A 15,206-nucleotide genomic window follows, 5' to 3' on the forward strand; every position below is an offset into this window, starting at 1 on the left:
CTATTCACCTTCCATTTCTGTCAACGCCTTGGCCATGTGGTGCTTAAAGATGCCTTTGGCAGCGAATTTCTTAACAACTTCTTCAGCCCAATCTTGTTGATCTGAGATGTCGTCTCCCGTTGTATCGCTGGGAGGATTAACACCCATTGCGGTAATGAAATCCTTCCATGGCGCAATCCAGGTTTCGGCGTCATCCAGTGCTGATGGAGTTTTAGCAATTGCCATTGCAATTTGGCGCATGACTTCGGGCATGACAAGAACGCCAAACCAAGGATGATTAGCTGCAGCACCTGCAGTAGGGAACAAGGAACGTTCCACTAGAACATTCGGTTTTTCACCTGTACCCGTACCCTCTGGAAGGACAAGCGTCCACGCTATGCCGTGCAGATCGATCGGCTCTATGTCCACCAAACTGGAGCCAAGATTACCGGCCTCATCCAATGCCCTGACGCCGTCCGTGTATCCAACGAGCAATGATTCGCCCGGATTATTAAAAATAAACCTGAATTTCAGTGGCTTGTCGGTGGCGAGCGCCCGGATGCTCATGGGGGTCTTCTTGAAATCGCACGATGGGCCTAGGTCGAAATACTCTTCCGTCCTTCCTGCATGGACGATGCAGCCCATCTGCACGGAAGGATCAAGTTTCGCAGCCACGTAATCGAAACTGTCCAGCCAGAAAACCCTGCCGTCAGAAACATCATCCCTAACGCGCACCACGAAGTGTTTCTTGTCGATCTGCTTCAATCCGGTGGGATTAGTTGTCCTCGTTATCTGCCCCATCTGACACCTCCTCATACTTCACGCGGATTTCAAGCCGGCGGTTGTGATCGAACCCGGAAACCGACAGCCAAGAGCTCTCATCGTCCAAGCGGAAGCTCATCGTGTTAACTGCCGTGGTCAGCTCGGAAATGCGTGAGTACTCGCGTGGATACGACAAATCATCACCGATCCAGAAGTCGGCGGCATCCCACAACTTGAATGCGTCACCCACGACGGTGGCGTAGGCCAAAGTAATCTTGCAATCAATCGGGAAAGTGAACCCTTCTGCTGCTTTCGCATGAACTTCGAATCCGTCATCGAGTATTTTGAGTGCGACAGGCTTGGGTTTTGGCTTCGGGATTTCATCCGGCGGTTGTTGATCGCCCTTGGGCGTTTCCGGCGTTTTTCCGCCACCACCTAGACGTTTGGCTGGTTCGGAGGCCGGATCGGCGAAATAAACCGCCAAGGCGGTTTCATCCTTCTTGCCCTCCGGTGAGATCAGTTGCACCAGTCGCAGTGCAGCATTGCGGACCGCATTCAGCACATCATTGGGCGAAGAGTACTGAGCCACGACCTTCGGCCGCCGGGCATTCCAGTTGCGATGGGTCGGTTCTTCGGCTGCCACCAGCAAATCGGAGAGCTTGGAGTCTTGAATGAAGGTTAGCGCCATCACCGGGGCGATGGTGCGTGCCGCCTTCAGCCTCTTTTCGCCGTCGATTCCTAAGTCTTGTCGAACGAACAGCTCTTGGCTCTGCTCTGCGCTTTCGTCCTGCTGTAGGAAAACGCGGAACTTCGCAACTGCTGTTTCCTTCGATTGTTTCTTTTTGACTGGGATGAGGAAATCCACAGAAATCAACTCGGAGTTGCCGAACTTTTCCTTCAAAGATGTCAGTTCGACTTCCTCGAACGCGCCAACCGTCAGCTTCGTTTCCCTAGCCCATGAGTCCTTCGTCGTGGCAGTTACAGCTCCATTTGCATTCTTCGCAGTCAGCGCGAGAAATTCGCGGTAGCCCTTGGTCAGCCGGCAATTCTGTCCCATGTCATTCGCCACGTCTGCGATGCTCGACGTATCCAACGTGACATCGCCGACCTTCACTACAAGGCGACCACGGTTGATGGCGAAAAAAACTCGTTGACCACGGCATTGCATAGCACCTTTTCCGTGATGTCCTTTGCCGGCAATGGGACTATGAAGGTCGTGCCGGCCTCCGCTCCCCTAGCCAATCCGAGTTCGGCCTTAATTCCGTCGAGCATCGGAATTCTGACGACGGGTATTGCCAGTTTGTTAGGATCACTGACTGCTCCCCACCTTGCTTCCTTTGCCCAACGATTATTGTCGCCGGGCAGCTTGTAGTTGCGCTTGAAGCGGCAGCAACCGAAGAGAAGTTCGATGTCATCTGATTTGCGCTTAGTTAGGGCAAAAACGCTTCTCAACTGGCTAGCCAAGTACAAGGTGATTTTTCCTTGACCAGCCCCACCATTGGATTTTGTAGTTTTCGCGCCTTCGCCTTCGCGGAACCAAAATGCATTCCAATTTTCGGTCGAGCCTTCACATGACGAATCTGTGTAGCAGCCTTCCAAACCAGTCGTTCCGAAATCCTCGATCACCAGAAATGTCATCTCGGCAGGGCGCTCATCGCTCTCGATCAGTTCGCCGGCCCGGAAGTGCTTGATCCAATCGTCGGAGTAGATGGATCGAGCGAATTCGCTAGTAGCGAAGTCCACCGTGACCAGCTTGTATTCAACGCGAACGACACTGTCGCTGCTTCGCGCATCCAATGGATTCTGGAGAGTTTCACGGACCAGGATTTCAATGCTGGTGCGTTCTTCGTCCGCGAAATTGTCGTCGGAAATGCTAGACCCCGAAGTCTCGTTCGGATTTAGCGGGCGGAACTGCCAATGAACCACAATCAACTCTCCCTATTAGTAGATACAGATCAATTGCTGCTACAGCTTGAAGTCGCCACCAGAGGCGTTTTCGGCGTCAGAGAAGCGCGTTTTAGCCTGATCCAGCTCCTTCTGTAGCGTCTTAAAGATCTTTTTTATGTCTTCATCGGTAAAGCTGTAGGCGCTTCTGTTGGAAAGGTTTCCGATCAGACGGATGTCGTTGAGGGCACGATTTACACGTTGCTCTGCCAATCTTACGAATTTTTCTCTTTTTTCCGACATGGAAAGCCTCAAGGTTCCTACAAAAAAATAAGATATTTCTCAAACATTTCTTAAATATTTAGATAATGTTTGATGGTTAGTCAAATTTTTTTTGAAGGTATTGCCTTTGATCGCGTCGCAAAGGGCTTTTCCAAGGGGGAGAATGGCGAGCGCTAAGGCTTGAGTGGTTGGGGGGAGGTGAGGTCAGTCCGAGTTGGCGTCGAGGCGTTTTGTCAGTCTGGCTTAGCTGACCCGGGACTTTCTGAGGCTTTTCCCACAAAGAGGTCAGGCCAAGAGACAGATTTTTGATTACAATCTCTGATCGCATCCAAAATCCAGATCATTTCGGTTTCTGGCCCACGTATGCCGCATTCCCACAGCTCGAAAACTCGCCACCCTGATGCCAGTAGGCTCTCTTTGTTCTTGGCATCCCTGGCTACATTCTGGTCAAATTTTGTTCGCCAGAATTCGTCATTGGTTTTTGGAGTGGTCGCGTAACGGCAGCCGGAGTGTCTATGCCAGAAACAACCATGAACAAAAATACAGACCCGATAGTGTGATAACACCAGATCGGGTCTTCCAGGTAGATTCCGTTGGTGCAAGCGATACCTAAAGCCATGCCGATGCAGCATGCGTCGGACTTTGATTTCCGGCGATGTATCGCTACCGCGAATGCCAGCCATCATGCGAGACCTGACTTCTTTGCTGACTATGTCCATGAATGATTCCCAGATAAATCTGAATCTTCCAGAAGATGCGACTCCTGAGACTATCGGGTGTCTCAATGAGCCAATCCAGGTCGTAGACCTCTTTGCCGGCCCTGGAGGGCTTGGCGAAGGTTTTACCTCATCCGGTGAGGGTGATCGCTTCGAGATCGTTATTTCTGCGGAAAAAGACCCAAAAGCTTGGCAAACCCTTCGGTTACGTGCGTTCTATCGACTGCTCAAAAAGCAAAGACCAGACCTGCTTTTTGAATACTACAATTTCTGTAACGATCCAAAAGCCCCAGAAACGTTTGAGCCATCCGTCAATACGGAGTACCTGTGGGAGTTAGCGGGGAAGGAAGCCAAGTGCATCACTCTGGGGACTGAGCAAGGCAATACAACCCTAGATGAAGCCCTGAACGACGGACTGAACGAAAAGCGCCCGTGGGTGCTGATCGGCGGGCCTCCATGCCAAGCATATTCGATCGTGGGTCGTGCGCGGAACCAGTCCAAGGTCGACTACAAAGCAGAGGATGACCACAGACATTTTCTGTACAAGGAATACCTGCGAATCATTCGGGAAAGACAGCCCACAATGTTCGTGATGGAGAACGTAAAGGGCATCCTCTCCTCCAAGGTCAACAATGAACGGATATTCTCGAACATCCTGAAAGATCTTTCAGACCCTGGCCAAGCGCTACACGAAGGAAGTGCGGGAAAACAGTACCGTATTTACTCGCTGGTAACTGGCGCATCCTTTGGTCCCGGCGAGGATGTGGATAAGATTGATCCAAGAACTTTCATCATCAGGGCCGAGGATTACGGTATTCCTCAGGCCAGGCATCGGGTGATTCTCCTAGGCATTGCTACAGACAGCCTTCCTGCGTCGAAAGATAGGGTCAAGCTAGCTTCCGGAGAATCAAAAGTAGCTGTAGGTCAGGTTCTGAAAAATTTACCTAGACTTCGCAGCGGCTTGTCAAAAACGGCAGACAGCCAAGAGGGCTGGATTAATGTCGTCCTGGAGCAGCTTGATTATCTCAGGAGCCAAACCGATCCTGTCGACGTGAAACTCTGGGGGGCTCTTCAAGATCTGTCTAAAGCCTTCGAACTCCCAGAGGTGCCGGTGAGCCCTGGCGGAAAAAGGGTAAAAAGAACAGAGGCGAGGGATGATGGTTCGACCGAAAATTCGAACCTGGACGAGTGGTATTTAGACGGAAATCTGGACTATTGGCTCAATCATGAGTCTCGTGGGCATATGCCGACGGACTTGCGCAGATACCTATTTGCTGCTGTTTACGCAAAGCTTCATGGTGCTTCGCCTAAGGGACATAGGGGATTCTCTCTAGAAGGGCTGGCTCCCGATCATAAGAATTGGGAGACGGGCAAGTTTAGCGATCGATTCAGGGTTCAGATGGAGGATAAGTACGCTACGACGATTACCAGTCACATCTCCAAGGATGGGCACTACTTCATCCATTACGACCCTGCTCAGTGCCGTAGCCTATCTGTAAGGGAAGCCGCTCGTATCCAGACGTTCCCAGATAACTATTTCTTCCAAGGCAGCAGGACCGACCAGTTCCACCAAGTTGGAAACGCAGTCCCCCCCTTGCTGGCGTCAAAGATCTCGAAGGTGGTGTTTGGCATCCTCTTCGACAAGGTAAGGGACTACGATAAACGCCTTGCTGAGGAAGTAAAGGGTGAAGAGGCCTACGCCTGAATTCGCTTGAAGAACAGCGACCGAGAAAACAAAAAGCCCCGACCAAGTCGGGGCTTTTTGTTTTGCTATTTCAAATGGTGATCAGCAAGTCGCTGCTCGGTCCAGGAATCAATCCCAGCTAAGCGCGCCACCGGTTTGGTATTCGATCACGCGAGTCTCAAAGAAATTCTTCTCTTTCTTCAAGTCCATGATCTCGCTCATCCAAGGGAACGGGTTAGTCGTCCCTGGGTACTCTTCCTTCAAACCAATCTGGCTCAAACGACGGTTAGCGATGAACTTCAGATAGTCCTCCATCATCGCCGCGTTCATGCCGAGTACACCGCGTGGCATGGTGTCCCGCGCGTATTCGATCTCCAGCTGAGTACCTTGCAGAATCATCTGCGAAGCTTCTTCCTTCATCTCGGCATCCCACAAGTGCGGGTTTTCGATTTTGATCTGGTTGATCACGTCGATGCCGAAGTTCAGGTGCATGGATTCGTCGCGCAGGATGTATTGGAACTGCTCGGCGACGCCGGTCATTTTGTTGCGGCGGCCCATGGAGAGGATTTGGGTGAAGCCGCAGTAGAAGAAGATGCCTTCCAGAACGCAGTAGTAAGCGATCAGGTTGCGCAGCAGTTCTTTGTCGGTTTCGACGGTGCCGGTTTCGAACTTCGGATCGGAGATCGAACGGGTGTATTTCAGGCCCCAGGTGGCTTTTTTCGCGACCGATGGGATCTCGTGGTACATGTTGAAGATCTCGCCTTCATCCATGGCCAACGATTCGATGCAGTACTGGTAGGCGTGGGTGTGGATCGCCTCTTCGAAGGCCTGGCGCAGGATGTACTGGCGGCATTCCGGGTTGGTGATCAGGCGGTACACGGCCAGGACCAGGTTGTTGGCAACCAGGGAGTCGGCGGTGGAGAAGAAGCCGAGGTTGCGCATCACGATGCGGCGCTCGTCGTCGGTCAGGCCTTCCGGGTTTTTCCAGAGGGCGATGTCGGCGGTCATGTTGACTTCTTGCGGCATCCAGTGGTTTGCGCAGCCGTCCAGGTACTTCTGCCATGCCCAGTCGTATTTGAATGGCACGAGCTGGTTGAGGTCGGCGCGGCAGTTGATCATGCGCTTTTCATCGACAGCTACACGGGCAGAGGCGCCTTCCAGTTCGGCGAGGCCTTCGGCGACGTCGAGGGAATCCAGGGCAGCCTTGGCGCGGGCGATGGCGGCGGAGTCCGTCGCGGTCACGGCGCGGGCCTCTTGAGCGGCGGCACCACCGGCGCTGTCGAGGCGGTCCATGTTGGCTTCAGAAGCGTGGCCGGCATTGGCGCCTTTTACAGCGACTTCGCCGTCATCTTCTTTGTCGAATTCGTCCCAGCTCAGCATGACGTGTCGTCTCCTGCGTGAGGGCCAGTTGCCCGTGTGAAAACTGATAGGTTGGTTTTTCACACGGCCGGTTCTGGCCGCGTTGGATCTAAAGGAAATCGTTTGTTGCAGCAGTACAACGCAGGCAATAAACAGAATTTTGTACGGGTATTCCGAAGCCGCTGATGGGCGCAGAAAGTGTGAACCGCTCTGCGTGGGCTTCAGACTGGCTTTTCACCCCTGTAAGGGAATATTGCAGGCCCGTTTAAGTCCGCATTATAAGGAAATTTTCGGCCCCGTGGTGCGGCGAAATGGCACCTGGAGGGCTCGGCGAGGGGCGTTTTCAGGTTGGAGCGAGGGTTTACAGGGCTTTGGCGGAGGAAGTTTTTTTTTCGCCTGTTTCGGCTGGTTTTTGACGGTGAGGCCGGGGTGTTCGCACCGTTACGGGCAGTTGTGGTGGCGCAAGCCAGGTGGGGCGGGGCTTGCAGAGCAATAGACGGGGTTTTGTGGACGAGATTGTGTGCAATTCTGAGCCGCAAAGGGGCTTGAAAAGCGTTGTTCAAAAAACAACCAAAAAACCGTGTTTTTCACTACATGTTGTGGTTTTGGTCGATTTTCAACCACTCCAGACACAACTAAGCCCGACCGAAGTCGGGCTGTGATGTCGCGCCCGGTTTCAGCTGAAACGAGCGGCACCCACGCGGTCAGTACCATCAGCGGCAACCTTGGCGGCACCGATGTGATCAGCGCCATCGGCAGCGACTTTGGCAGCACCCGTACGATCAAAACCGTCAGCCGCGAAAGAGGCGGAACCGGTGTGGTCGTATCCGTCAGAAGCGACAGTCGCGTCGTTGAAAGCAGCCGAGCCAGTGCGGTCGTACCCATCGGCGGCGAAGGTGTTGGCGGCCAGGACGGAAAGGGTCAGGGCGAGGATCAGTTTGGTTTTCATGGTAGTGGCTCCAGGTTCGTTGGCGTTTTGCCTTGGTGTGAAATTCATACTACGCCAGATAATTTGATTAAAAAGTGCAAATAAATGCTTAAAACAATCGTATTTATCGATGCAAGGCTCGGCGCTTCATCTGGTCTCTAAAAAAGGATGGGTCGAGCCTCGGGAGATAAAAGTGGGGCGGATCAGCCGTTGGAGCAGCCGTTACCCATGACGCTGTAGCGCAGAATGTGTCGCTGGCCTTTGGAGTCGTCGTAGACCATTTTGGCCGGGACCACTTCGCAGACATTCGGGATTTCGCTCATCGAGACAACTTTGGCGATGTCCAGATGGGTGGAGTAGGTGTATTCCTCGACGACGGGTTGTTGTTTTGCGGCATCAGTCGGAGCCTCGTCTGCCATGGCGGTTGCGCACAGACTGCTGAGGGCCAGAACCAATAAAGCTTTCATTTAAAAGTTACCTTTCTGAGGTCGAATGGGGTCACGCAATCTTTTTAGGATTGCGTGTGGAGCTTTAGTAAAGAGTCTTGGATTAACTGCCTTCGTGGGGGCTGCAACTGGGTTAATCACATTGCCGTGTTGGCGAGACCGATTTTAGGCTTGGGGGTGGCGGGCATATAGCTGTGCTTTTGATAAACACTTTTGGCAGATTTGGTAACAATCTCCGCGAAGATCAAAAGATCGCAGGCTTCGCCAGCTCCTGCGAGGCCCCGCAATAGCCGGGTTTGAGCGCTTCGTCGCGGTATAGCCACATTTTGTAGGGGCTTGTTACTACCATCGTCGAATGGTTCTATAGGCCCGCCCCGGCTACAACTGGGGCCATACAAAAACAACTATTCCACCGAGGTAAGAAAGATGAGTGCGGCTTCTTTGTATCCCGTTCGTCCCGAGGTAGCAGCCAATACGCTGACTGACGAGGCCACTTACAAGGCCATGTACCAGCAATCGGTCGTCAACCCGGACGGCTTCTGGCGCGAACAAGCCAAGCGCCTCGACTGGATCAAGCCTTTCACCACGGTGAAGCAGACGTCCTTCGACGATCACCATGTCGATATCAAATGGTTCGCTGACGGCACGCTGAACGTTTCCTACAACTGCCTCGACCGTCATCTGGCCGAGCGTGGCGATCAAGTCGCGATTATTTGGGAAGGGGATGACCCTGCCGAAAGCCGCAACATCACCTACCGCGAGCTGCACGAACAAGTCTGCAAGTTCGCCAACGCCTTGCGCGGCCAGGATGTGCACCGTGGCGACGTGGTGACCATCTATATGCCGATGATCCCCGAAGCCGTGGTCGCGATGCTGGCCTGCACCCGGATCGGCGCGATTCACTCGGTGGTGTTCGGTGGTTTCTCGCCGGAAGCCCTGGCCGGTCGCATCATCGACTGCCGCTCGAAAGTGGTGATCACTGCCGACGAAGGCGTTCGTGCCGGCAAGAAGATCTCGCTCAAGGCTAACGTCGACGACGCGCTGACCAACCCGGAAACCAGCAGCATCCAGAAAGTCATCGTGTGCAAGCGCACCGGTGGCAACATCAAGTGGAACCAGCATCGCGACATCTGGTACGAAGACCTGATGAAAGTGGCGGGCAGTGTCTGCGCGCCGAAAGAGATGGGCGCCGAAGAAGCGCTGTTCATCCTTTATACCTCTGGCTCCACCGGCAAGCCGAAGGGCGTGCAGCACACCACCGGCGGTTACCTGCTGTATGCGGCGATGACCCACGAGCGTGTGTTCGACTACCGCCCGGGCGAAATCTACTGGTGCACCGCCGACGTCGGTTGGGTCACTGGCCACACTTACATCGTCTACGGCCCGCTGGCCAATGGCGCGACCACGGTGCTGTTCGAAGGCGTGCCGAACTATCCGGATATCACTCGGGTGGCGAAGGTTGTCGACAAGCACAAGGTCAACATCCTCTACACCGCACCGACCGCGATCCGCGCGATGATGGCGTCGGGCACTGCCGCTGTTGAAGGCGCCGATGGCAGCAGCCTGCGTCTGTTGGGTTCGGTCGGTGAGCCGATTAACCCGGAAGCGTGGGATTGGTACTACAAGAATGTCGGCCAGTCCCGTTGCCCGATCGTGGATACCTGGTGGCAGACCGAAACAGGCGGCAACATGATGAGCCCGCTGCCGGGCGCTCACGCGCTGAAACCTGGCTCGGCAGCACGGCCGTTCTTCGGCGTGGTGCCGGCGTTGGTGGACAACCTGGGCAACATCATCGAAGGCGTTGCCGAGGGCAACCTGGTGATCCTCGACTCGTGGCCAGGCCAGGCGCGTACGCTGTATGGCGACCATGACCGTTTCGTCGACACCTACTTCAAGACTTTCCGTGGCATGTACTTCACCGGTGACGGTGCGCGTCGTGACGCAGACGGTTACTACTGGATCACTGGTCGCGTGGATGACGTGCTCAACGTTTCCGGGCACCGCATGGGCACCGCCGAGATCGAAAGCGCGATGGTCGCTCACCCGAAAGTCGCCGAAGCGGCGGTGGTGGGTGTGCCGCACGACATCAAGGGGCAGGGCATTTATGTCTACGTCACGTTGAATGCGGGCGAAGAGCCGAGCGAGCAACTGCGCTTGGAGCTGAAGAACTGGGTGCGTAAAGAGATCGGTCCGATTGCCTCGCCGGATGTGATTCAATGGGCGCCGGGTCTGCCGAAAACCCGTTCGGGCAAGATCATGCGCCGGATTCTGCGCAAGATCGCCACGGCGGAATACGACGGGTTGGGCGATATCTCCACCCTGGCCGATCCGGGTGTGGTGCAGCATTTGATTGATACGCACAAGACTATGAACGTCGCTTAAGCGCCGATTCCTGAGTCATCGAAGCCCCGCCAGGTGTTGAGCCTGGTGGGGCTTTTTCGTACTGATCTTCAACCAATAATTATCGGCTTCCTCCGTAGGCCATTTCCCATTGTTACCCATCACCCTTCAAGTAACTGAATGTGTAACCGCCCGCCCGATAACGAGGCATTGGGAAACGCAAAGCCCCGTTTCAGGGCTTCTCAATCGTCATGAAAAATAAGACACAACGCTACGCTTGCCGGATTAGAAGGGTTTGCCAATAATAGGCCCGCAATTTGCAACATAGATCGGTTCACTGTCTTTTGCTCTTGCATGAAATTGCAGGGCTGTCAACGTGCCCAAGCGGCATTCTCGGTGCTTCTGTAATTTGTTGTCGCATTGAAGAAATATCGGCTTCGGGCCTGTCGTTAGAATGCCAATCACTCGCTCGTCGTTGCCTGCGTTGAAATCAGCGCACGGTTCCTAGGACGCAGCACCGCTTTTTGGTTTAACCATTCGCATATTGGGCTGTCGCTCACTCTGCCGTTTTTGCCCTTTACCGATGGAGTCCCAAGATGAAGAAACTCGTGCTGCTTGGCGCCCTGGCACTGTCCGTGCTGTCCCTGCCGACATTCGCCGATGAAAAACCTCTGAAAATCGGTATCGAAGCGGCTTACCCTCCGTTCGCCTCCAAAGCACCGGACGGCAGCATCGTGGGTTTCGACTACGACATCGGCAACGCCCTGTGCGAAGAGATGAAGGTCAAGTGCCAGTGGGTCGAGCAAGAGTTCGACGGCCTGATCCCGGCACTCAAAGTGCGCAAGATCGACGCGATCCTGTCGTCCATGTCGATCACTGAAGACCGCAAGAAGTCCGTGGACTTCACCAACAAGTACTACAACACCCCGGCTCGCCTGGTCATGAAAGCCGGCACCCAGGTCAGCGAAAACCTGACTGAGCTGAAGGGCAAGAACATCGGCGTGCAACGTGGTTCGATCCACGAGCGTTTCGCCCGCGAAGTCCTGGCCCCGCTGGGTGCCGAGATCAAGCCTTACGGTTCGCAGAACGAAATCTACCTCGACGTGGCCGCTGGCCGCCTCGACGGCACCGTGGCAGACGCTACCCTGCTGGATGACGGCTTCCTGAAAACCGACGCCGGCAAGGGCTTTGCCTTCGTTGGCCCGGCCTTCACCGACGTCAAATACTTCGGCGACGGCGTAGGGATCGCGGTTCGCAAGGGCGACGCGCTGAAAGACAAGATCAACACCGCGATCGCGGCCATTCGCGCGAACGGCAAGTACAAGCAAATCCAGGACAAATACTTCGCCTTCGATATCTACGGCAAGTAATCGTCCCCGCAACAAGTCCGAAATGGCGCAAGCAACAGGATCTCTGAGGTTTGCGCCATTTTTTCATCCCAACTTTCGAGGACCTGAATCATGTTGAAAGGCTACGGGGCTGTCATCCTCGATGGCGCATGGCTGACGCTTCAGCTCGCCTTGTCGTCCATGGCCCTGGCCATCGTCCTGGGGCTGATCGGCGTTGCGCTGCGTCTGTCGCCGGTGCGCTGGCTGGCCTGGCTGGGCGATCTGTATTCCACGGTGATCCGCGGTATTCCCGATCTGGTGCTGATCCTGCTGATTTTCTACGGCGGCCAGGACCTGCTCAACCGCGTTGCGCCGATGCTCGGCTATGACGACTACATCGACCTGAACCCGTTGGCCGCCGGTATCGGCACCCTGGGCTTCATCTTCGGTGCGTACCTGTCGGAAACCTTCCGTGGTGCGTTCATGGCGATCCCCAAAGGTCAGGCAGAAGCCGGCATGAGCAGTTTTCAGGTGTTCTTCCGGGTGTTGGTGCCGCAGATGATTCGCCTGGCGATTCCGGGCTTCACCAACAACTGGCTGGTACTGACCAAGGCCACCGCGCTGATTTCGGTGGTGGGTCTGCAAGACATGATGTTCAAGGCCAAGCAGGCGGCAGACGCTACCCGCGAGCCTTTCACCTTCTTCCTCGCGGTGGCGGCGATGTACCTGGTGATCACCAGCGTCTCGTTGCTGGCATTGCGTCATCTTGAGAAGCGCTACTCGGTAGGCGTAAGGGCGGCTGAGCTATGATCTTCGACTACAACGTCATTTGGGATGCCTTGCCGCTGTACTTCGGCGGGCTGGTGACCACCCTCAAACTGCTCGCGCTGTCGCTGTTCTTCGGTTTGCTGGCGGCACTGCCGCTGGGGCTGATGCGCGTCTCCAAGCAGCCGCTGGTCAACATGAGTGCCTGGCTGTTCACCTACGTGATCCGCGGCACGCCGATGCTGGTGCAGCTGTTCTTGATCTACTACGGTCTGGCGCAATTCGAAACAGTACGTGAAAGCTTCCTCTGGCCATGGCTGTCCAGTGCCTCGTTCTGTGCGTGCCTGGCCTTCGCGATCAACACCAGCGCCTACACCGCCGAAATCATCGCCGGCAGCCTGCGCGCCACGCCGAACGGCGAGATCGAAGCGGCCAAGGCCATGGGCATGTCGCGAATCAAGATGTACAAGCGGATCCTGCTGCCATCGGCCCTGCGCCGGGCGCTGCCGCAGTACAGCAACGAAGTGATCATGATGCTGCAGACCACCAGTCTGGCGTCGATCGTGACCCTGATCGACATCACCGGTGCCGCGCGCACGGTCAACGCTCAGTTCTACTTGCCGTTCGAAGCCTACATCACCGCCGGCGCGTTCTACCTGTGCCTGACGTTCATTCTGGTGCGCCTGTTCAAAATGGCCGAACACCGCTGGCTGGGCTATCTGGCCCCGCGGAAGCATTGATATGGAACGTATCGATCATGCTTTGCCGTGGAGCCACCTGGGCAGTGAACGCCGGATCTCGGTGTTCCGCTTCGGTACTGGCGAGCGCAAGGCCTATATCCAGGCCAGCCTGCACGCCGATGAATTGCCGGGGATGCGCACGGCCTGGGAGCTGAAAAAACGCCTGACCGAACTTGAAGCTCAGGGCTTGCTCAACGGTGTGATCGAACTGGTGCCGGTGGCCAATCCATTGGGCCTGGGGCAATTGCTGCAAGGCAATCATCAGGGGCGTTTCGAAGCGGGCAGTGGCAAGAACTTCAACCGGGATTTCGTCGAACTCAGCGCGCCGGTGGCCGCCGAACTCGATGGGCATCTGGGTGATGATCCGCATGCCAATATTCGACTGATCCGTCAGGCCATGAGCGATCACCTGGCAGCTTTGCCAGAGGCGAGCAGCCAGTTGCAAGGCATGCAGCGCATCTTGCTCAGCCATGCCTGCACCGCTGACGTGGTGCTGGATCTGCATTGCGATTGCGAAGCGGCGCTGCACATGTACGCCTTGCCGCAACACTGGTCGCACTGGCGTTCACTGGCTGCGCACTTGAACGTCAAGGTCGGTCTGCTGGCGGAAGATTCCGGCGGCAGTTCCTTTGACGAAGCGTGCTCGCTGCCGTGGCTGCGTTTGTCGCGTCTGTTCCCGGATGCGCAGATTCCACTGGCCTGCCTGGCGACGACCATCGAACTGGGTGGTCAGGCCGATACCGGTCGCGCTGAGGCAGAAGCTCACGCCGAAGGCATTCTGGCGTTCCTCGCCGAGCAAGGCTTGATCGGCGGTGAATGGCCCAAGCCTGCGCAGGACGCGTGCGAAGGCATGCCGTTCGAAGGTACCGAATTGCTGTTCGCGCCGCATCCTGGCGTGCTGAGTTTTCTGCGTAAACCCGGTGAATGGGTTGAAGCCGGCGACGAGATTTTTGAAGTGATCGATCCGCTGGCGGATCGGGTCAGCACGGTGTGTGCTGGTACGTCCGGGGTGCTGTTTGCCATTGAACGGCTGCGTTACGCCCAACCCGGTTTCTGGCTGGCCAAGGTGGCGGGGCGCGAAGCGCTGCGTCACGGGCGCTTGCTCAACGACTGACTGACTGTTTTTGTGAGAACCGACCGCATGTACAAACTTGAAGTCCAAGACCTGCATAAACGCTATGGCAGTCACGAAGTGCTCAAGGGCGTGTCCCTGAAAGCGGCGGCTGGCGATGTGATCAGCATCATCGGCTCCAGTGGCTCCGGCAAAAGTACTTTCCTGCGTTGCATCAACCTGCTCGAGCAGCCGCACGCGGGCAAGATTCTGCTCAACAACGAAGAGTTGAAACTGGTTGCCAACAAGGACGGCGCGCTGAAAGCCGCCGACCCGAAACAGCTGCAACGCATGCGTTCGCGCCTGTCGATGGTGTTCCAGCATTTCAACCTGTGGTCGCACATGACCGCGCTGGAAAACATTATGGAAGCGCCGGTGCATGTGCTCGGTGTGTCCAAGGCCGAAGCCCGCGAGAAAGCCGAGCACTACCTGAACAAGGTTGGCGTGGCCCATCGCAAGGACGCCTACCCAGGGCACATGTCCGGTGGCGAGCAGCAACGTGTGGCGATTGCTCGTGCGCTGGCGATGGAACCCGAAGTGATGCTGTTCGACGAACCGACCTCGGCCCTCGACCCGGAGTTGGTGGGTGACGTGCTGAAAGTCATGCAGGCCCTGGCACAGGAAGGCCGGACCATGGTGGTGGTGACGCACGAAATGGGCTTTGCCCGTGAAGTGTCGAACCAGCTGGTGTTCCTGCACAAAGGCGTCGTCGAAGAAAGCGGCAACCCGCGCGAAGTGCTGGTCAATCCGCAGTCGGAACGCTTGCAACAATTCCTCTCGGGCAGCCTCAAGTAATCGCTCCCGTTACGCACCAAATTAGGTCATGCTGCGCACCGCGCGCCAGATGGTCTAATTTGGTTGCAGCCGCCTTTGGCTTTAACA

General features: G+C 55.7%; 15 protein-coding genes. 7 read left to right on the forward strand and 8 right to left on the reverse strand.

Features of this window, described 5'->3' with window-relative positions; genetic code table 11:
- From FFH90_RS07775 to FFH90_RS07795, 5 genes are all read right to left on the reverse strand, one after another.
- Complete coding sequence (locus FFH90_RS07775) at positions 1-780, reverse strand: hypothetical protein (protein WP_138866945.1); 780 nt, start codon at positions 778-780, stop codon at positions 1-3.
- The gene (locus FFH90_RS07780; RefSeq protein WP_138866946.1) at positions 755-1,909 is read right to left on the reverse strand and encodes a hypothetical protein; all 1,155 of its coding nucleotides are present in this window, start codon (positions 1,907-1,909) and stop codon (positions 755-757) included. The genes FFH90_RS07775 and FFH90_RS07780 overlap by 26 nt, the downstream gene beginning before the upstream one ends.
- Complete coding sequence (locus FFH90_RS07785; RefSeq protein WP_138866947.1) at positions 1,855-2,667, reverse strand: hypothetical protein; 813 nt, start codon at positions 2,665-2,667, stop codon at positions 1,855-1,857. Before FFH90_RS07785 ends, FFH90_RS07780 begins: the two co-directional genes overlap by 55 nt.
- Positions 2,668-2,706: 39 nt before the next feature.
- Positions 2,707-2,928, reverse strand: a complete 222-nt coding sequence (locus FFH90_RS07790; RefSeq protein WP_103315103.1) for a hypothetical protein — start codon at positions 2,926-2,928, stop codon at positions 2,707-2,709.
- 212 nt (positions 2,929-3,140) lie between these two features.
- Positions 3,141-3,626 (reverse strand): very short patch repair endonuclease, encoded by a 486-nt coding sequence (locus tag FFH90_RS07795; protein ID WP_138866948.1) that lies wholly within the window; start codon positions 3,624-3,626, stop codon positions 3,141-3,143.
- Between FFH90_RS07795 and FFH90_RS07800 the strand changes: the two genes are divergently transcribed.
- Positions 3,625-5,328: a DNA cytosine methyltransferase gene (locus tag FFH90_RS07800; protein WP_178114241.1), complete on the forward strand. Its 1,704-nt coding sequence runs from the start codon at positions 3,625-3,627 to the stop codon at positions 5,326-5,328. The genes FFH90_RS07795 and FFH90_RS07800 overlap by 2 nt on opposite strands.
- A gap of 108 nt (positions 5,329-5,436) precedes the next feature.
- Here FFH90_RS07800 and FFH90_RS07805 read toward each other — a convergent pair whose 3' ends face one another.
- The 3 genes from FFH90_RS07805 to FFH90_RS07815 form a co-directional block, all read right to left on the reverse strand.
- Positions 5,437-6,687 (reverse strand): ribonucleotide-diphosphate reductase subunit beta, encoded by a 1,251-nt coding sequence (locus FFH90_RS07805; RefSeq protein WP_007934889.1) that lies wholly within the window; start codon positions 6,685-6,687, stop codon positions 5,437-5,439.
- A 655-nt stretch (positions 6,688-7,342) separates the two neighbouring features.
- A complete protein-coding gene (locus FFH90_RS07810) occupies positions 7,343-7,615 on the reverse strand; it encodes a hypothetical protein (RefSeq protein ID WP_138866949.1) in 273 nt (90 codons plus the stop codon).
- Between the two features lie 182 nt (positions 7,616-7,797).
- Positions 7,798-8,061, reverse strand: a complete 264-nt coding sequence (locus FFH90_RS07815; protein WP_018926398.1) for a DUF2790 domain-containing protein — start codon at positions 8,059-8,061, stop codon at positions 7,798-7,800.
- Positions 8,062-8,466: 405 nt separating this feature from the next.
- On the opposite strand from FFH90_RS07815, the gene acs reads away from it, so the two are divergent.
- The 6 genes from acs (at position 8,467) to FFH90_RS07845 (ending at position 15,119) form a co-directional block, all read left to right on the forward strand.
- Entirely contained in the window at positions 8,467-10,422 is a 1,956-nt protein-coding gene (acs, locus tag FFH90_RS07820; protein ID WP_138866950.1) for an acetate--CoA ligase, read from the forward strand.
- A 554-nt stretch (positions 10,423-10,976) separates the two neighbouring features.
- On the forward strand, positions 10,977-11,750 hold the full coding sequence (locus tag FFH90_RS07825; RefSeq protein WP_018926396.1) for an ABC transporter substrate-binding protein: 774 nt from the start codon (positions 10,977-10,979) through the stop codon (positions 11,748-11,750).
- Between the two features lie 90 nt (positions 11,751-11,840).
- Entirely contained in the window at positions 11,841-12,518 is a 678-nt protein-coding gene (locus tag FFH90_RS07830) for an ABC transporter permease (protein WP_138866951.1), read from the forward strand.
- On the forward strand, positions 12,515-13,213 hold the full coding sequence (locus FFH90_RS07835) for an ABC transporter permease (RefSeq protein ID WP_018926395.1): 699 nt from the start codon (positions 12,515-12,517) through the stop codon (positions 13,211-13,213). The genes FFH90_RS07830 and FFH90_RS07835 overlap by 4 nt, the downstream gene beginning before the upstream one ends.
- Before the next feature lies 1 nt (position 13,214).
- Positions 13,215-14,327, forward strand: a complete 1,113-nt coding sequence (locus FFH90_RS07840) for a succinylglutamate desuccinylase/aspartoacylase family protein (RefSeq protein WP_086944545.1) — start codon at positions 13,215-13,217, stop codon at positions 14,325-14,327.
- Positions 14,328-14,354: 27 nt separating this feature from the next.
- The gene (locus FFH90_RS07845) at positions 14,355-15,119 is read left to right on the forward strand and encodes an ABC transporter ATP-binding protein (RefSeq protein WP_007971015.1); all 765 of its coding nucleotides are present in this window, start codon (positions 14,355-14,357) and stop codon (positions 15,117-15,119) included.
- Positions 15,120-15,206: the final 87 nt, after the last annotated feature.

The organism is Pseudomonas sp. ATCC 43928, assembly GCF_005938665.2.
Taxonomy (GTDB): domain Bacteria; phylum Pseudomonadota; class Gammaproteobacteria; order Pseudomonadales; family Pseudomonadaceae; genus Aquipseudomonas.